Raw genomic sequence first — 17,114 nt, 5'->3', positions numbered from 1 at the left:
GTTCGAGGAGTCAGCGGACCGTGGATTCGTTAAGGTTCAGGTATGGATTTCGAGACCGTGGACACTCAGGTGCGTGCGTTGTCCGACTCGCTGCGGGGTGCGGACCAGGCGACGATCACGGCGGAGGTCGAGCGGTTGAAGGGGCTGGCGGCGCTGATCCCGGACGAGCTCTGGCGCGCTCGGGCCATGGCCAGGGCGGAGCGGCTGCCTGAGCTGATCACCGGGCCGGCGCCCGGTACGAGCGAGCAGTTCGAGCGAGCCGTCCAGTTGCAAGGCGAGGCCGCGAGCGCGCAAGGGTCGACCGAGGAGCGCATCGCCGTGGCGGAGTCGGCGATCCGCGCCATCGCGGAGCTGGCCGAGCAGGCCCCTGCCCGCGAGGCCGGGACGATCCTGCGGATGAACTCGTCGCTGGCCCGGCTGATCGAGGAGCTCCAGCTAGAGGGCCGGCCGGGCTGACATGCCCAGTCAGAAGGGCAAGGAGCTGCCGCCGTCGTCACCCGAGTACCAGTGGGTGGCGAGCGTGATCAGGTCCGTCGAGCAACGGACCGGGTCGCCGACGCGGTGGAACAAGCAGGTGTTCGAGGAGCTCGACCCCGGCGTACTCGGCTCTGCACATGCCGATGGCACGATGACGGTCAGCCCGAGCATGGTGCTGGATCCGGTCAGGCAGGCCTACACCGGCGGCCGGCCGTTGACCAACGACGAGAACTACCGCCTCCGGGACGCCGCGGCCACGGTCACCCACGAGGCGGTCCACCTGTCGTCGCACTACGGCGATCCGACGGTGCCCGGCGCGCACCCGACACACGATCCGGCCGGCCGCGCACTCGAGGAAGGGCAGGCCGAGCACTGGACCCACCGCAACCTCGACGGCGTCATCGCCGATGTCGGGCTCGACGCTGCCCAGCCCGGTGTACTGACCCAGCCGAGCATGGACGCCTATCCCGCGTACACCTCGGCGTCGGCGGACCTGAACAGCGCTCTCGCCGCCCGGACGGGCCAGTCCACCGACGAGATCGCCACCCGGTTGATCGGTACCGAGCGCGCGCAGCGCTGGAACGCCGCAGCTGACATGGTTATCGACCAGCGCCTCGGCGGCCTGATGCCGGAATCCCACCGCGACGCCATCCGGGCCCAGGTGGTCGCGCCGGCACGCGCAGAGTTCGAGAAGCTGGCCGCCGTGGTACAGGCGGACAAGTCCCTGAACAGCGCACAAAAGACCACGCTCGCCAAAGACGCCGCCAGCCGAGCCATCAGCGGCATGGACCAGGCAGTCGGCCACGCCGAACAGCACTACCAAAACTGGTACCAACAAGAAGCCGCCCGCCAGGCCCCTCAACAAGCCGCCCCACAGCAAGCCCAGCAGACCACTCAGCAACAAACGGCCCCACAGCAAGCCCAGCAGACCACTCAGCAACAAACGGCCCCACAGCAAGCCCAGCAGACGGCGGCGCAACAGGGTGGACCACAGCAAGGGTCGCCTGGAGGTCAGCAGCGGCCAGAACCCGTTCACCAAGGCCAGGCGCAAGCAACCAACCGGGAAACGCCCAGCACCGGGCAGGCCGTCTCGCCGGAGGTGGTAAAGCTCCGAGCCATGATGAGCGGCGGCCAAGCCCCCGCATCCGGTGCCGTCCACGTCAACGGCAGTTCAACCGACGGCGCCCGCCCCGACCGCAACGGCCAATCCGCCGCCCAGCACGCCACCCGCACCACCAAAGCCCCAACCCCCGAACGCGGCTGACCCAGCCCCGCGCGCGACCGTCCAGCAGGCCGAGCACTTCGACGGCAATGCCCCTCGACCAGGCACAGCACCGATTGCCAGCCGGCGGTGTTGAGGACGACGCGTACGGACGGACAGGTGGTGTCAGGTGATTTCCCTGTCTCGCACCCGTCTGCAAGCGGTGCTGGGTCCTCAGCCCGGTACAACGTCCTGTCGGTCGGTACGCCGGTCTGCGCTGCAACCCACGCTCACCACAGCCGTCGGCCGCGACGTACGAGCAGCAGCTTGGGGATGGGTGGCGGACGAAAGTGGCGAGCGGAAGGGCGGGGAAGGTGCCAGGATGCGGGGATGGTCGTGCGGGCGTTGAGTTTTGGGACGGTGGCGGAGGCGTACGAAAGGTTCCGGCCTGGGTATCCGGTGGAACTGCTCGAGCAGGTGATGGCGTACGCCGGTACGCCGATCCGGAACGCTCTTGAGATCGGTGCCGGGACAGGCAAGGCGACGCGCCTGTTCGCGCAGGCCGGGATCGCGGTCACGGCGACCGAGCCCGACGCGGCCATGCTCGCGGAGCTGCGCAAACACCTGCCGACGAACGTCACTCCCGTGCAGGCCGCCTTCGAAGACCTGCCGCTGGATTCGTCGTACGAGCTGGTCTATGCGGCCGCCGCGCTGCACTGGACCAACCCTGAAGGCCGATGGGCGCGGATGGCCGCGCTCGTTCAACCGGGTGGCGTGTTCGCTTCGTTCGGCGTACCGATCCAGCTTGCCGACCCCGCCCTCCGCGAGGCGGCGCGCGCGGCACGTGCGCCGTACCTGGATGACGACGGCGTCCCATCACCCGATGGCACACCCGCGGACCGCCCGATGCAATGGCCGGGCACAGAACTCCAGCAATCTGAGTGGTTCACCGACGTCCAGCAGTCGGTGATCGAACGACGCCTGACAATCAGCGCCCACGACTACATCGGACAGCTCTCCACCGTCTCGGCCTACGTGATGCTCCCACCCGCCGACCGAGCCGAGGTCTTCCGCCGCACCCTCGAAACCCTCCCCGAAACCGTAGACCTCAACGCCCAAATCCACCTCCACCTAGCCCGCCGCCAGCACTGACACGACGCCTGTCTTGCTGTAGCCGTTCCGGTTCTCGCGGGTTCGGCAACTCTTGCGCCTCACTGCGCGTTCACCGGGCATGACCAGACTTCGTCTTGGCGCCGGCCTGCTGGCTCTCACGCTTGCCGTGAGCACCACGGTCACGATGGGATCCCGTTCCGCAGCCGCTTCCGCAACCCAGGCGGCCGTATCCCAAGCGGCCGTCCCCGCCGGGGGAGCATGGGCGGTCTTCTACCGAATGACCATGGCGCAGCGGGTCGGACAGCTGTTCATGGTCGGCGGCACCGCCACCGGGCCCGGGACTGCGACGTACTCGGCGATCTCGAACTATCACGTCGGCTCGGTGATGTTGACCGGCCGCAGCTCCCTGAGTACGAGCGCGACGCTGTCGGTGACCCGAGGCCTCCAAAGCAGAGCGACCTCCGCCGCGACACTCGGCGTACCGTTGTTCGTCGCCACGGACCAGGAAGGCGGCAACGTCCAGGTTCTGCAAGGCCCAGGCTTCGCACGGATGCCGACCGCCCTGACCCAGGGAACCTGGTCGACCAGCACGTTGCGTTCCAGTGCGCTGACCTGGGGACGTCAGCTGCGCTCGGCAGGCGTCAACCAGAACCTCGCACCGGTGATGGATACCGTCCCGTATGCCATGCGCGACACGAACAAACCGATCGGCTACTACGACCGGGAGTTCGGATACACCACCTCGGTCGCCTCCAGCCACGGCAGTGCATTCATGTCGGGGATGCTCGGAGCGGGCGTGGCGACCAGCATCAAGCATTTCCCCGGACTCGGCAGGGTCACCGCCAACACCGACGTCTCTGCAGGTGTCACCGACTACGTGACGACGTACGACGACCCGTACCTGGCGCCCTTCCGTGCAGGGGTCACGGCCGGTACGCCGTTCGTGATGATGTCCTTGGCGAACTACAACAAGATCGATCCCGGCGTGCCCGCGGCGTTCTCGACCAAGATCATCGGCGGCATGCTCCGCTCGGAGCTCGGGTTCGGTGGGGTCGTGATCAGCGACTCCCTCGCCGCCAAGCAGGTGCAGTCCTGGTCACCGGCAGCCCGCGCACTCAACTTCGTCAACGCCGGCGGAGACATGATCCTGATGACCGACCCGACCCTGATCCCCAGCATGGTCAGCGCGGTACTGGCCCGGGCGAACTCCGACAGCACGTTCCGCGAGAAGGTGAATGCGGCGGTCCTGAAGGTGCTGTTCGCCAAGCAGCGGATGGGGCTCATTCCGCGCGCGGACGTCATCGGCGACTACAACGGCGACGGCCGCAGTGACATCGCGATCTACCGACCTTCGACCGGCACGTGGTACGTCCGTGGGTTGTGGGCGAGGCATTACGGGCTGCCGGCCGACGTTCCGGTTCCGGGGGACTACGGCGGCGTCGGACGCACCTCCCCGGCCGTGTTCCGGCCGTCCGACGGGACCTGGTACCTCTACGGCATCGGCCAGATTCGCTGGGGACAGAGCGGAGACATACCGGCCCCGGCGGATTACAACGGCGACGGCCGCACCGACATCGCGGTCTACCGTCCGTCCACGGGGACTTGGTGGGTCCGGGGTCTGTTCACGATCACGTACGGCGCGGCGGACGACATCCCCACCCCGGCGGACTACGACGGCGACGGCCGTGCGGACCTCTCCGTGTTCAGGCCGTCAACCGGCACCTGGTATGTCCGCGGTATCTCGACGATCCGGATCGGCGGACTCGGCGACCAGCCGGTTGCCGCCGACTACGACGACGACGGGCGCGCAGAGCAGGCGCTGTTCCGTCCGTCCACCGGCTACTGGTACGTGCTGGGCATGCCGGCTGTGCAATACGGCAGGCTCGGAGACATCCCGGCACCCGGTGACTACAACGGTGACGGCAGGTACGACGTGGCTCTGTTCCGTCCCTCCAACGGGACCTGGTACGCCCGAGCCCAGTTCGCCGTGCCTTACGGGACCACCGGCGACATTCCGGTCGGCTGACAAACAGATGACCCGCCGACCACTCGTAGGCCTCTCGGTCGATCGGCTCGCCGATCTCACCACCCGAACAGACGACGAGGGCGACACCATCAAGTGTCGCCCTCGTCCTGCTACTAAATCAGGCGTTGGCGGGGAACGCTACGCCCGGTGTTGCTGTGGCAGCCGTTGGGGATTTGGCCAAGTACTGCTGCTGGTAGCGCTGCAAGCAAGGCGTCGGCCCCACGCGATCCGGGTTCAATCCGGATCGCGCAGGGCCGCATGAGGGTCGGGTGGGCACAGCGCCCCATCGTGGGAGCTCGGTCGGGGCGGGGCTTACACGTCAGCCGGGGAACTTGACTCCGGTGTTGCTGTGGCAGCGGTAGCCGTTGGGGTTTTTGGCCAAGTACTGCTGGTGGTAGCCCTCGGCGTAGTAGTAGGAGCCGAGCGGGGCGATCTCGGTGGTTATGTCGCCGTAGCCGAGGGGTTTGATGACGGGGGCGTAGAGGTCGCGGGTGCGTTCGGCCTCGGCGCGTTGGGCGTCGGTGGTGTAGTAGATGGCTGAGCGGTACTGCGAACCGAGGTCGTTGCCCTGGCGCATGCCCTGGGTCGGGTCGTGGGTTTCCCAGAAGACCTTCAGCAGGTCGGTGAAGGTGGTCTTGGTCGGGTCGTAGACGACGCGGACCGCCTCGGTGTGGCCGGTCCGTCCAGTGCAGACCTCCTCGTACGACGGGTTGGGCGTGTACCCACCCGCGTAGCCGACGGCCGTCGTGTAGACGCCGGGCTGCTGCCAGAAGATCTCCTCGGTGCCCCAGAAGCAGCCGGTGCCGAACCAGACCTCCTCGAAGCCGGCCGGAGCGGGCGCGGTCTGCGGCGTACCGAGCACGATGTTGTCGGCCGGTACGGCGAATCCGGGCTCCTGGCGGCCGGGCAGGGCAGCCTCGGGCTCGACCAGGGCTGTGTTGCGCTTGAAGAACGACATCTCACGCCTCTCGCAGAGTGACTTTCATAGTCTCTCAACGCCCGCCCGAGGGCGAACCTTCCCCCAGCCGATTACGGGACGCTCACGCGATCATCGCCGTACGCCGAGGAGGCGCGCCCGCAGCCAGACCGGCGTACGAGTCGGCCAGTCGCCGTACTGCGTCACGCAGCGTGTCCGCGTCGAGCGTGAACGGCAACCGCAGGAAGCTCTCCAGCCCGCCGTCGGGGGAGAAACGCGAGCCGGCAACGACCAGTACGCCGTTGCGCTGCGCGACCCCGACGAGACTCGAGCTGACCGGATCCGGCAACTCGCACCACAGCGACAACCCGCCACCCGGCACCTCGAATCGCCACGACGGCAACGAGGATCGCAAGGCGTCCGCAAGAGCTTCACGCTGCAGAGCCAACGCAGTACGCCGTTCCGCCAGTACTCCGGAGCGCTCGCGCAGCAACCGGCAGACGACGAGCTGCTCCAGCACCGGCGCCCCCAGATCCAGCGAGCCGCGAGCGTCGAGGATGCGGGCAACGAGTGCCTCAGGCGCCCGGATCCACCCGATCCGCAGCCCGCCCCAGAACGACTTGCTCACCGATCCGACCGTGATCACACCCGCCGGGTCGAACAGCGCGAACGGCGGCGGCATCTCCTGCCCGTCCAGCGCCAGCTCGAACAGCGTCTCGTCGATGATCGCCGTGGTCCGCGCCCGGGCGAACGCGATCGCCAACCGCTGCCGATCGGCCGCAGACATCAACCAGCCGGTCGGATTCTGGAAGTCGACCACCATCCAGGCGGCCCGCGGCGACGTCTGACGAATCGTTGCCTCTAGCAATGGAAGGTCCCAGCCGCCGGGGCTCATCGGTACGGCGACGACCCGGCAACCGCTGCGACGAATGGCGTCCACCGAGTTCGGGTGGGTCGGGCTCTCGGTCAGTACCCGGTCGCCGATCTGCGTCATCGCCCGGATCGCGATCGACGTCGCGGCCAGCGCGCCGGCGGTGACGATGATCTGGTCCGCCGAGGTCGCCAGCCCGCGAGCCTCGTACGACGCGGCGATCGCCTCGCGCAATTCGGGCAACCCTTGCGGGTGGTAGCCCGGAGTCGCGAGGTGCCGCGGAAGATCTTCGAGCGCCTCGCTGACCGCAGTACTGATTCCCGGTACTGCGGGGGAGGCCGCGCAGGTGAAGTCGTAGAGGCCTTCCGTGTCGATCCCGGGCGCGTGGTGACGGCCGAGTTCGGGCTCGATCTTCGACGGCAGCGAGGTGACGCTGCCCGATCCGCGCCGGCTGGTGAGATAGCCGCGGTCGCGCAGTTCGCGGTACGCCGAGGCGACAGTGGTCCGGCTGACTCCGAGGGCGTCCGTGAGCTCTCGCTCGCTGGGCACCCGGGCGCCGGGCATGATCCGGCCGTCGGCGATCAGCAATCGGAGCCGGTCGGCGAGACTCCGGTACGCCGGGCCGGAGGCGCCCGACCAGTCACCGAGCAGGCCGGAGAGCGTGCTCGCCGGGACATGTTGGCCTGTCATGCGGTCCACTATTGCCTAATTGGCTATCGAACACCAGGCCAATCACCCGCAGACTGGTTCGTGTGACCGCCACTGCCGAAGCCCCGCGCGCCCTTGCCGCCCTCAACCCGATCCAGCAGCTCCAGGCAGGCCAGTTGCCGCGCCGGCTCGTGCAGCTGTACGTCGGGCTCACCCTGTACGGCGCTTCGATGGGCCTGATGATCCAGGGCAACCTCGGGCTCGATCCCTGGGACGTACTGCACTCGGGCATCACCAAGCACCTCGACGTCAGCTTCGGGACCGTGGTGATCGCGATGAGCTTCGTGGTGTTGCTCGGGTGGATCCCGTTGCGGCAGTGGCCCGGGCTGGGCACGATCAGCAACGCCATCGTGATCGGGCTGGTGACGGATCTGACGCTGTCGACGGTCGATCGCCCGGACGCGCTCTGGCTGCGCATCGTCTTCATGGCAAGCGGAATCGTGGTCAACGCGCTGGCCGGCGCGCTGTACATCGGCGCGCAATTCGGCCCCGGTCCGCGCGACGGGCTGATGACGGGCCTCGTACGGCGTACTGGTCTCAGCGTGCGCCTGGTGCGGACGACCCTGGAGGTCACTGTGCTCGCGATCGGCTGGCTACTCGGCGGCGTCGTCGGCTTCGGAACCGTCGCCTACGCCCTCGCCATCGGTCCCTTGGTCCACTTCCTCCTTCCGCTCTTCACCATCCGCTTGCCTGCAGCAACCAAATAGCCCGCGTCGGAAGGCGGGAAACCACAGCAAGCTGAGAGGCCGGCCCGCAGGGGTGGGCCGGCCTCTCAGCTGTCAGTAGCTGTGCGGTAGTGCTGTCAGCGCTCGGTTTCGGGGCCGGCTCGGTGTTTGCCGCCGGTTTGTTTGGCGGCTTCGCCCTGGACCTGGGCTGGGGACGTTGCCTGAGCCGTAGCGGGCGTTTGGGTGACGGCGCCGTGGGGGTGAGCGGTGCCTTGGAGGGCCCAGGCGGGGTTGTTGGCCTTCTCGGCGGCGGTTGCCTGGCCGGCTGCTTGAGGGGTGGCCGTTTGTCCGCCGAGGCGTTCGGCTGATTGGCCGAATTGCTGGATGGCGGCGTTCAGTTCGTCCCAGTTCTTGGCGGTGCCGATCGCGGCTGCCTGCTCGCTGAGGACCTTCACGTCCTTCGGGCTGACAGTGTTCTGGAGCGCGGGGTCGGTGCGGAACGCCTGGAAGGCCGCGCGGGCCGCGTTGGCGCGGACGGACGTGTTGGTCTGCTTCTCCTTGAACCAGCGCGAGACCTTGCCGACCGCGTTCTGACCTGCCTCGACAGCCTGTCGGCCGGCGGCGGCAACCTGGCGTCCGGCGCCGGCGATCCCGCGACCCGCTGCCGTTGCGCCGTCGATCGCCCGGTACGCAACGCCCGTCGCAGCCGCCGCGGTCCACTCAGCGGCACCGGCAACGTTGTCGCGACCACGCTGGCCCATCTCAGTCAGCCGCGCGACTGCCTCCTGCCCACCCTCGACCGTCCGATCCACAACCGCCTGCCCGCGCTCGAGCGTCCTGTCGACAGCTGCCGCCCCGCGCTCGATCGTGCGGTCGACGGCTGCTGCGCCACGATCGAGCGTGCGGTCCACCGCGGACTGACCAGCCGCGACCGCCGTCTGACCTGCCGCGACTGCCGACTGGCCGAGGTTGCGAGCACTGCTGGCGAGCCGCTGGGCGTAGTCGCTCAGCCGCGCAGCTGTCCGTTGCGCCGACTGGATCACGCGGCTGGTCGCGTTGTAGATCGGTGCGAGCGCCTGATGGGCCTGGATCGAGCGTTGCAACGCCTGCTGTTGGCGCGGGTCGAGGTTGGCCAGCCAGTCGAGCGCCTGCTCCCGGTTGCCCTGCTGCCACATACCCGGGCCCTGGTGCGGAGAAGTCATCAGAACTCCTAGTCGATATAGACGGCGTAGTTGACCCCGACCGACGGGGTGAGCGGGTCCCGCGAAGGCGCGTCGCTGAACAATTGCAGTTGCGCGCCCGGCCGCAGCCAGACAGCCAGGTGCCGCCGGTCCGAACCCGCGCCCGGTCCCCACTCGTCGAGAAACGCGGGGTTGTTCACCGACGAACCGACGTACGCCGGTTCGCCCCAGGTCTTCACCGCGAGGTCGAAGTGCGCCGGCCAAGCGGCATCGAGCCCGGCCTCCGCCTCGGCGATGTCGTCCGGCCCGATCTCGTACGCCGACCAGCCGCTCGTCCGTACGTCGGCAAACGCGAGCCCGTCGAACACGATCATCGTGATGCCGCGCCGGGTGGTGAAACCCCAGGAGGCGGACTCGTCGCCGATCTTCTCGCCCGGTTCGAGCGGCCAGGGCTGCCAGCTGGTCGCGGCGGTCACCCGCTGCACCAGGGCTCTGACCACCGATTCACCGGTCTGGTCCGAGTCCGGCCCCGCCACAGCGGTCCAGTCCGGAACCTCGGCCAGATCGGCCATCGCCAACGCGTCGTCGTCGAGCGATCTGTCCTGCGTCTTCATCCGCGCTTGAACCCTTCCTCCACAGAGACCGCTTTCCGGCGAACCGGTCCGGATCCTGCTCCATCGCGAGCTGTCCACGGAACGGTAGGCCCGGATCGGGGTCATCAGACCAGGCCGTACGCTGGTCCGGTGACCTACGAACACTCCTACGGATTCGAGACGCTCGCCATCCACGCCGGGAACGAGCCCGACCCCACCACCGGCTCGGTGGTTCCGCCGATCTACGCGACCAGCACCTACAAGCAGGACGGCGTCGGCGGACTGCGCAACGGCTACGAGTACTCCCGGTCGGCCAACCCGACCCGGACCGCGCTCGAGGAGTGTCTGGCCGCGATCGAGGCCGGCACGAGAGGTTTCGCCTTCGCCAGCGGCCTGGCTGCCGAGGACACCCTGATCCGCTCGCTCTGCGTGCCGGGGGACCACGTGGTCTTCCCCGACGACGCGTACGGCGGTACGTTCCGGCTGTTCTCGAAGGTGCTTGGCAACTGGGGCGTCGAGATGACCCCGGCGGCCGTCACGCACCCGGAGGCGATCCGGGCCGCGATCCGTCCCGGCAAGACCAAGGTCGTCTGGCTGGAGACGCCGACCAACCCGCTGCTGAACGTGGCCGACATCGCCATCGTGGCGCAGATCGCCCACGACGCCGGTGCGCTGCTGGTGGTGGACAACACGTTCGCCTCGCCGTACCTGCAGCAGCCGCTCGAGCTCGGGGCGGACGTGGTGGTGCACTCGACCACGAAGTACATGGGTGGGCACTCGGACGTCGTCGGCGGTGCGTTGATCGTTCGCGACACGGAGCTGGCCGACAAGATCGCCTTCCACCAGAACGCGATCGGCGCCGTCGCCGGGCCGTTCGACGCCTGGCTGGTACTGCGCGGCATCAAGACCCTGGGCGTGCGGATGGACCGGCACAGCGACAACGCCGAGAAGGTCGTCGAGTTCCTGCAGCGCCACAAGGGTGTCACCTCGGTGCTCTACCCGGGCGTCGACGGCCACCCCGGCCACGAGACCGCGGCCAAGCAGATGAAGCGCTTCGGCGGCATCGTGTCGTTCCGGGTGACCGGTGGCGAGCAGCACGCGCTGGACATCTGCAACAAGGCCGAGGTCTTCACGCTCGGCGAGTCGCTGGGCGGCGTCGAGTCGCTGATCGAGCACCCGGGCAAGATGACCCACGCTTCGGTCGCCGGTACGCCGCTGGAGGTCCCCTCGGACCTGATCCGGCTCAGCGTCGGCATCGAGACCATCGACGACCTGCTGGCGGACCTCGACCGCGCGATGGCCTGACTGCCCGTCGCTCGACCAACTTCCCGCGGAGGGTCATGATGCAGTCCTTTGTGGCGGTCGACTTCGGGTCGACCTTCACGAAGGCGATCGCGGTGGACGCCGGCTCGGGTGAGCTGATCGCCCGGGCCGAACACCGCACCACGATCGACACCGACGTGCTGGACGGCTACCAGGCCTGCCGTACTGCGTTGCTCGCGGTCGACAAGGGGATCGCCAAGGCCGAGGTGCTCGCGTGTTCGAGCGCGGGCGGCGGTTTGCGGATCGGTGTCGTCGGCAACGAAGAGCTCGTCACCGCCGAAGCAGGCCGCCGGGTGGCGTTGTCGAGCGGTGGCCGAGTGGTTGCTGTGGTCAACGGTGGACTGACGGCAACTTCTCTGAAGGCGCTGCGGGCCGAGCGTCCGGACGTGGTCCTGTTGCTGGGCGGCACGGACGGCGGCAACTCCGCCGTACTGGAGAACGCGGCAGCCGTGCTGGCGAAGTACAAGTGGCGTCGACCGGTAGTTGCTGCTGGCAACATCGAGGCGCAGGGCGTCGTCGGCGCCATGCTTGCTGAGGGCAACGTGCCGCACGTGCTGGCGGACAATGTCGTGCCGGAGATCGGGGTGTTCGCGCCCGACAGCGCGCGGGCCGCGATCCGGGAGATGTTCCTGGCGCATGTGATCGGAGGCAAGAACCTGTCGCGCGATCCCGGGTTCGCCCGAATGGTCCGCGCCGCCACGCCCGATGTCGTACTACGAGGTGTCGAGGTGCTCGCGTCGCTGCACGGCGACGTGGCCGTGGTCGACATCGGTGGCGCGACGACCGACGTGCATTCGGTGATCGAACTCGATCCGGAGGACGCGAACCTCGGCCGCGAGGTGGTCGCCACGCACCCGGTCACTCGCACGGTCGAAGGCGATCTCGGAATGCGGTGGAGCGCCGTACCGGTGGTCGCCGCCGGCGTCGAGGCTGGGTTGATCCCGGACGATCCGGTGCTGCGGGTCGCGGCGAAGCGGCGGCACGACGAACCGTCGTACTTGCCGGATTCGGCCGAAGAGTCGTCGTACGACGAGCTGCTGGCGCGGGTGGCCGTGACGGTGGCGTTGCGGCGGCACGCGGGACGGCAGCGGGTGGTGTTCGGTCCGGGTGGACGGGTGATCGAGCGGTCCGGGAAGGACCTGCGCGAGGTGGATCTGCTGGTCGGGTCCGGGGGAGTGCTCCGGCACAACGGTCCTGAGCTTGCGGCCCGGGTACTGGGAGCGGTCGCCGCCGGCGCCCAGGAGGAGGGCTGGCTGGTTCCTTCTGGGGCACTGACCTGCGTAGACACCGAGTACGTCCTTGCCGGGGTCGGGCTGCTCGCCGACGTCGCCCCGATCGCCGCGGAAGGTCTCGCCCGGCGAGTGGGCTCGAACATTCATGGAACCGGTACTACGGGGAACTAGTCTCAGCAGGACCTGAGACCCGGAGGTGCCATGAACAAGCCGGACGAGCCGGTGGGGCGGGACGACTCGGCCGACGTACCGGATGTCGGGCGGGACAATGAAAGTCCTGTCGCGGACAACAAGGCGGCTGACGAGGTCAGCTCGACGGTGGTGCCCGAGGACGAAACCGGCGTCGTGATGCCTTCCAGTCGCGGACCGGTGGATGTCGGGGTGACGGCCGGCATGCAGATCGCCAGCGCCTGGGCGTGGCGGTTCCTGGTGGTCGTGGCCGCAGTCGTGGTGATCGGCTACGCACTCCAGTACCTGTCCGAGGTCGTCATTCCGGTGACGGTCGGCGTGTTGCTGACCGCCTTGCTGGTCCCCGTGACCAATGCGCTGCACCGTGCCCGGGTCCCGCGCGGACCGGCGGCCGGCATCACGGTGATCGGCACGATCGTGCTGGTGGCGGGCCTGCTGACGCTCGTCGGCACCCAGATCGCGACCCAGTTCGACAAGTTGTCGACCCAGGTCGGCGAAGGTGTGCAGAAGCTGCGCGACCTGGTCAAGATCAACCTCAACGTCACCGACCAGGACATCACGGACTCGCTGAACAAGCTGAAGGACACCGTGATGAAGGGCGGCGCGCTCGGTCAGCGCGCGGCCGAGGTCGGTACCACGGCCACGCATGTCGTGGCCGGGCTCTTCATCTCGCTGTTCTGCCTGTTCTTCTTCCTCTACCAGGGGGAGCAGATCTGGGCCTGGCTGGTCCGGCTGTTCCCCCTGCAGGCCAGGGAGAAGGTGGACTCGTCCGCCCGGAAGGCGTGGGTCTCGCTGACCGCGTTCGTCCGGGCCACCATCATCGTGGCGGCCGTGGACGCGATCGGGATCTCACTGGGCGCGGCGATCCTCGGGCTGCCGCTGGTGAGCGCGATCGGGATCCTCGTGTTCGTCGGCGCGTTCATCCCCGTGGTGGGTGCGTTCGTCAGCGGGATCGTCGCGGTCCTCGTGGCATTGGTTGCCAAGGGCCCCATTGTTGCGATCATCATGCTGGCCGTGGTGATCGCCGTGCAGCAGGTGGAGGCGCACGTCCTGCAGCCGTTCCTGCTCGGCCGGGCCGTGAGCGTTCACCCACTCGCGGTGATCCTGTCGATCGCCACCGGCGTGGTGATCGCGGGCATCGTGGGCGCGCTGGTCGCAGTACCGACAGCTGCCGTGCTCAACACGATCGTGAATCACCTGGCCGGCAACGACGTCGATCCAGAACCACCACGACCGCTCCCCCGCCGACCACTGCCACGCCGAAGAACAACCCCGGCGCCCAACCCCGAAGCGCTCGAATAGAACCAGCAGCCCCCAGAAGGATCCGGGGCCTGCTGTTCATTCACCCCCGCCTTCCTGCAAACAACAGCAGCCCCCAGAAAGATCCGGGGGCTGCTGTTCACACTCCTCCGCCTTCCTGCACACGACAGCAGCCCCCAGAAAGATCTGGGGGCTGCTGTCGTGTGTTGTTTTTTCAGTTGTTGATCAGTGCATCGCCGCGGCGGCGGACGCCTCCAGGTCGGCGGTGTCGCCGTCGGGCTTGGGGGCGTCGTTGCGGCCGGCCAGCCGCTGCTCCGGGGTGATGATCGCCAGCACGAGCGCGATCGCCAGGAACGGCAGCGAGACCAGGAACACGTCGTCCATCGCGTTGACCAGACCGGACAGTGCCCAGCCCTTCATCGGGTCCTTCAGGCCGTGCAGCGCCTGCACGCTGTTCGCGGCCTTGGCGAGCTGGTCGACCATGCCCTGCATCGTCTGCGGGACGATGTCGCCCAGGTGCACCTTCAAGCGGCTGGTCAGCACCGCGCCGTACACGGCCGTACCGATCGCGCCACCCATCGAGCGGAAGAAGGTCATCGTCGAGGTCGCGGTACCCATGTGCTGCCGGGGCACGCTGTTCTGTGCCGCGGTGACGGTGATCTGCATCGACAGACCGAGGCCGGAGCCCATGATGAACATGAAGATCGCCAGGTGCCAGTACGGCGTGTGCAGCCCGATCGTGGACAGCAACACCATCGCGCCGGCGACCAGGACCGCGGAGATGATCGGGTAGATCTTGTAGCGGCCGGTCTTGCTCATCAGCTGACCGCTCGGGATCGAGGCGCTGAAGATACCGACGATCATCGGCAGCAGGGCCAGACCCGACCGGGTCGGGGACAGGTCCTTGACCGCCTGCAGGTACAGCGGCAGGAAGATCAGCGCACCGAACATCGCGAAGCCCAGCAGGAAGGCGAACGCGGCGTAGCCGGAGAAGATGCGGCCCTTGAACAGGTCCATCGGGATGATCGGCTCGGAGACCCGCAGTTCGACCAGGACGAAGGCGACGGCCAGTACGACGGCGCCGATCAGCAGCGCCAGGGTCGTTCCGTTGCCCCAGCCGTTGGTCGGGCCGCTCCACGAGACGGCAAGCAGCAGCGTGGTGACGGCGCCGGTGACGATCGCAGCACCCAGGTAGTCGATCTTGTGGCTGCGCTTGACGTGCGGCAACCGTAGTACGGCGCTCACGATGCCCAGGGCAACCAGGCCGATCGGCAGGTTGATCCAGAAGATCCAGCGCCAGCCGGGACCGTCGGTGAGCAGACCGCCGAGCAGCGGGCCGGCCACGGAGGACAGGCCGAAGACGGCACCGAAGTACCCCATGTACTTACCGCGCTCACGCGGCGGGATCACGTCGCCGATGGTGGCGAACGCGAGCGACATCAGACCGCCGGCGCCCAGACCCTGGACGGCCCGGAAGCCGATCAGCTGCTCGATGTTCTGCGACAGGGCGGACAGCACGGAGCCGGCCAGGAAGGTGACGATCGCGGCGATGAACAGCGGGCGGCGACCGTACAGGTCGGAGATCTTGCCCCACAGGGGAGTGGAGGCGGTCGAGGTCAGCAGGTACGCCGTGACCACCCAGGACAGTTTGTCCAGGCTGTTGAACTCGCTGACGATCTGCGGCAGCGCCGTACCGACGATGCTCTGGTCGAGCGCGGCCAGGAACATGCCGGCCATCAGGCCGCCGAGGATCACCAGGATCTGCCGGTGGGACAAGTAGTTCGGTGCATTGTCGGGCGCTGGGGACGCGCCGCCAGTCGTAGCCGGCTCGGTGGTGCTCATCGGTTCTCCACGTTCTTCTCGGTGTTCTGGTGCGCGGCGTCGTGCGGCGCGGTGCCGTGCTGGGCGGCCATTGCGGCGGTCCAGCCCTTGTCGGCCCAGGCCCTGCCCTCGCCACGCTCGTCGACGATGCTGGTGACCCCGTCCGCGAACCGGGTCATCAGCTTCTCGAAAGTCGCGATATCGGAGTCGGTCCAGCCCTCCATGGCCTGGGTCAGCAACTCCATCCGCCGCTTGGCGGCGGCTTCCCACTCGGCGGTGCCCTGCTCGGTCAGCTCGACCCGGAAGGCTCGGCCGTCGTCCGGGTCGGCCGAGCGCTGGATCAAGCCCGCCTGCTCCAGCGCCCGGACATGCCGGCTCGCCGTCGAGGCGTCGATCTCCATCCGGGCGGCCAGGTCGGACAACCGCAGTGCCCCGTTGCACCGCAGCACGAACAGCACCAGGTGGGCGCTGTGGTCGATCGTGTCACCGGGCTGCTTGGACTTCAGCCGGCGACCGATCCGCGTGAACGCGTGCAGGACCCCCTCGAGTGGGGTCTGCGGAGCATACGGATCATTTACATGCATGGTGCAAGCATATACATGCTTGCGTGATACACGCAAATGAGTTTCCGGGCTCTTTGGTTGGTCGGCAACTCATTAACGAACTGTGAGCTGGTGGTCACGGAGAGTGGGCGAGGCAAGATGGCATCGGCTGAGCGTGTCGGCGCTGGGGCCATGGCGAGGGAGGAACGCATGCAGCAGGTCGCAGTGGTCACGGGTGGCGGGTCGGGCCTCGGTCGGGAGATGGCGCTGGCTCTGGCCGCGGTCGGCTTCGAGGTCACGGTGACCGGGCGGACATCGGCGAAGCTGGAGGAGACTGCCGCGGCGGGGGAGCAGGTGGCCGCGGTCGGCGCTGCCGGAGTGGGTGCCGTGCGCACCGCCGTACTGGATGTGACGGACGGACCCGCAGTACGGGAGTTCTTTGCGTCGCTCGAGCGGATCGACTTGCTGGTGAACAACGCGGGCATCGGGATGCCGGCGGCTCCGGTGGAGGAGGTGTCCGAGGAGGATTGGCGGGCTGTGGTGGATACCAATCTCACTGGCTCGTTCCTGTGCGCACAGGCGGCGTACGGACGGATGCTGCGGCAGGAGCCGTCCGGCGGGCGGATCATCAACAACGGCTCGATCTCCGCGCACGTACCGCGACCGCAGGCGATCGCCTACACCGCTTCGAAGCACGCGATCTCAGGTCTCACCAAGGCCCTCGAACTGGAAGGCCGCCCGCACGGCATCACCGCCACCCAGATCGACATCGGCAACGCGGCGACAGCGATGACCGAGCGAATGGAACAGGGTGCCCTCCAACCCGACGGCTCGATCCGCGTCGAGCCAACCTTCGATCCCCGCACGGTCGCGGCCTTCGTCGTCCAGATCGCCCAACTCCCGACGTCGGTAGCAGTCCCCACGCTGATGGTCATGGCAGCAGGCATGCCGTACGCCGGGCGCGGGTGAGGTCTCGTACTACGAACTGCCCGCTCC

At 68.1% G+C, this 17,114-nt stretch carries 15 protein-coding genes; 9 read left to right on the top strand and 6 right to left on the bottom strand.

Annotated features, from left to right (window positions below):
- Positions 1 to 42 precede the first annotated feature (42 nt).
- The 4 genes from DIZ26_RS16535 (at position 43) to DIZ26_RS16520 (ending at position 4,817) form a co-directional block, all read left to right on the top strand.
- Positions 43 to 456 (top strand): hypothetical protein, encoded by a 414-nt coding sequence (locus DIZ26_RS16535; RefSeq protein WP_112242251.1) that lies wholly within the window; start codon positions 43 to 45, stop codon positions 454 to 456.
- A 1-nt stretch (position 457) separates the two neighbouring features.
- Positions 458 to 1,741 carry a hypothetical protein gene (locus DIZ26_RS16530; RefSeq protein ID WP_112242250.1) on the top strand — a complete coding sequence of 428 codons (1,284 nt, stop codon included), beginning with the start codon at positions 458 to 460 and terminating at the stop codon, positions 1,739 to 1,741.
- 327 nt (positions 1,742 to 2,068) lie between these two features.
- Entirely contained in the window at positions 2,069 to 2,830 is a 762-nt protein-coding gene (locus DIZ26_RS16525) for a class I SAM-dependent methyltransferase (RefSeq protein ID WP_112242248.1), read from the top strand.
- Between the two features lie 244 nt (positions 2,831 to 3,074).
- Positions 3,075 to 4,817: a glycoside hydrolase family 3 N-terminal domain-containing protein gene (locus DIZ26_RS16520; RefSeq protein WP_112242246.1), complete on the top strand. Its 1,743-nt coding sequence runs from the start codon at positions 3,075 to 3,077 to the stop codon at positions 4,815 to 4,817.
- 319 nt (positions 4,818 to 5,136) lie between these two features.
- On the opposite strand, the gene msrA is transcribed toward DIZ26_RS16520, so the two are convergent.
- Entirely contained in the window at positions 5,137 to 5,775 is a 639-nt protein-coding gene (gene msrA, locus DIZ26_RS16515) for a peptide-methionine (S)-S-oxide reductase MsrA (RefSeq protein ID WP_112242244.1), read from the bottom strand.
- An 82-nt stretch (positions 5,776 to 5,857) separates the two neighbouring features.
- The gene (gene yczR, locus DIZ26_RS16510) at positions 5,858 to 7,294 is read right to left on the bottom strand and encodes a MocR-like transcription factor YczR (protein ID WP_112242242.1); all 1,437 of its coding nucleotides are present in this window, start codon (positions 7,292 to 7,294) and stop codon (positions 5,858 to 5,860) included.
- Positions 7,295 to 7,356: 62 nt separating this feature from the next.
- Here yczR and yczE point away from each other — a divergent pair, with 62 nt between their 5' ends.
- The gene (yczE, locus tag DIZ26_RS16505) at positions 7,357 to 8,019 is read left to right on the top strand and encodes a membrane protein YczE (RefSeq protein WP_112242240.1); all 663 of its coding nucleotides are present in this window, start codon (positions 7,357 to 7,359) and stop codon (positions 8,017 to 8,019) included.
- Positions 8,020 to 8,114: 95 nt separating this feature from the next.
- Here the strand turns inward: yczE and DIZ26_RS16500 are convergent, their stop codons facing one another.
- Both DIZ26_RS16500 and DIZ26_RS16495 read right to left on the bottom strand, forming a co-directional pair.
- Positions 8,115 to 9,179, bottom strand: coding sequence for a hypothetical protein (locus DIZ26_RS16500; RefSeq protein WP_157979737.1), 1,065 nt, complete (start codon positions 9,177 to 9,179; stop codon positions 8,115 to 8,117).
- A gap of 8 nt (positions 9,180 to 9,187) precedes the next feature.
- Positions 9,188 to 9,772 (bottom strand): hypothetical protein, encoded by a 585-nt coding sequence (locus DIZ26_RS16495; RefSeq protein ID WP_112242236.1) that lies wholly within the window; start codon positions 9,770 to 9,772, stop codon positions 9,188 to 9,190.
- Positions 9,773 to 9,901: 129 nt separating this feature from the next.
- Here DIZ26_RS16495 and DIZ26_RS16490 point away from each other — a divergent pair, with 129 nt between their 5' ends.
- Genes DIZ26_RS16490 through DIZ26_RS16480 form a run of 3 tightly spaced genes read left to right on the top strand, consistent with a single transcriptional unit; the run spans position 9,902 to position 13,797 of the window.
- Complete coding sequence (locus DIZ26_RS16490) at positions 9,902 to 11,056, top strand: cystathionine gamma-synthase (protein WP_112242234.1); 1,155 nt, start codon at positions 9,902 to 9,904, stop codon at positions 11,054 to 11,056.
- 35 nt (positions 11,057 to 11,091) lie between these two features.
- Positions 11,092 to 12,477, top strand: coding sequence for a glutamate mutase L (locus DIZ26_RS16485; protein WP_232828390.1), 1,386 nt, complete (start codon positions 11,092 to 11,094; stop codon positions 12,475 to 12,477).
- Positions 12,478 to 12,507: 30 nt separating this feature from the next.
- Positions 12,508 to 13,797: an AI-2E family transporter gene (locus tag DIZ26_RS16480; protein ID WP_112242232.1), complete on the top strand. Its 1,290-nt coding sequence runs from the start codon at positions 12,508 to 12,510 to the stop codon at positions 13,795 to 13,797.
- Between the two features lie 183 nt (positions 13,798 to 13,980).
- Here DIZ26_RS16480 and DIZ26_RS16475 read toward each other — a convergent pair whose 3' ends face one another.
- Positions 13,981 to 15,597, bottom strand: coding sequence for an MDR family MFS transporter (locus DIZ26_RS16475; protein WP_112242230.1), 1,617 nt, complete (start codon positions 15,595 to 15,597; stop codon positions 13,981 to 13,983).
- Positions 15,594 to 16,160 carry a MarR family winged helix-turn-helix transcriptional regulator gene (locus tag DIZ26_RS16470; RefSeq protein WP_112242229.1) on the bottom strand — a complete coding sequence of 189 codons (567 nt, stop codon included), beginning with the start codon at positions 16,158 to 16,160 and terminating at the stop codon, positions 15,594 to 15,596. The genes DIZ26_RS16475 and DIZ26_RS16470 overlap by 4 nt, the downstream gene beginning before the upstream one ends.
- Before the next feature lie 168 nt (positions 16,161 to 16,328).
- Here DIZ26_RS16470 and DIZ26_RS16465 point away from each other — a divergent pair, with 168 nt between their 5' ends.
- Positions 16,329 to 17,087, top strand: a complete 759-nt coding sequence (locus tag DIZ26_RS16465) for an SDR family oxidoreductase (protein ID WP_112242227.1) — start codon at positions 16,329 to 16,331, stop codon at positions 17,085 to 17,087.
- Positions 17,088 to 17,114 lie beyond the last annotated feature (27 nt).

This window comes from Kribbella monticola (assembly GCF_003261635.1).
Taxonomy (GTDB): Bacteria; Actinomycetota; Actinomycetes; order Propionibacteriales; family Kribbellaceae; genus Kribbella; species Kribbella monticola.
This window is presented reverse-complemented; position numbering and strand designations above follow the sequence as displayed.

Bases quoted from the DNA above. Each gene is read 5' to 3' on its own strand.
- DIZ26_RS16535 (WP_112242251.1), top strand. From the start codon at position 43: ATGGATTTCGAGACCGTGGACACTCAGGTGCGTGCGTTGTCCGACTCG.
- DIZ26_RS16530 (WP_112242250.1), top strand. From the start codon at position 458: ATGCCCAGTCAGAAGGGCAAGGAGCTGCCGCCGTCGTCACCCGAGTAC.
- DIZ26_RS16525 (WP_112242248.1), top strand. From the start codon at position 2,069: ATGGTCGTGCGGGCGTTGAGTTTTGGGACGGTGGCGGAGGCGTACGAA.
- DIZ26_RS16520 (WP_112242246.1), top strand. From the start codon at position 3,075: ATGGCGCAGCGGGTCGGACAGCTGTTCATGGTCGGCGGCACCGCCACC.
- msrA (WP_112242244.1), bottom strand. From the start codon at position 5,775: ATGTCGTTCTTCAAGCGCAACACAGCCCTGGTCGAGCCCGAGGCTGCC.
- yczR (WP_112242242.1), bottom strand. From the start codon at position 7,294: ATGACAGGCCAACATGTCCCGGCGAGCACGCTCTCCGGCCTGCTCGGT.
- DIZ26_RS16500 (WP_157979737.1), bottom strand. From the start codon at position 9,179: ATGACTTCTCCGCACCAGGGCCCGGGTATGTGGCAGCAGGGCAACCGG.
- DIZ26_RS16495 (WP_112242236.1), bottom strand. From the start codon at position 9,772: ATGAAGACGCAGGACAGATCGCTCGACGACGACGCGTTGGCGATGGCC.
- DIZ26_RS16485 (WP_232828390.1), top strand. From the start codon at position 11,092: ATGATGCAGTCCTTTGTGGCGGTCGACTTCGGGTCGACCTTCACGAAG.
- DIZ26_RS16480 (WP_112242232.1), top strand. From the start codon at position 12,508: ATGAACAAGCCGGACGAGCCGGTGGGGCGGGACGACTCGGCCGACGTA.
- DIZ26_RS16475 (WP_112242230.1), bottom strand. From the start codon at position 15,597: ATGAGCACCACCGAGCCGGCTACGACTGGCGGCGCGTCCCCAGCGCCC.
- DIZ26_RS16470 (WP_112242229.1), bottom strand. From the start codon at position 16,160: ATGCATGTAAATGATCCGTATGCTCCGCAGACCCCACTCGAGGGGGTC.
- DIZ26_RS16465 (WP_112242227.1), top strand. From the start codon at position 16,329: ATGCAGCAGGTCGCAGTGGTCACGGGTGGCGGGTCGGGCCTCGGTCGG.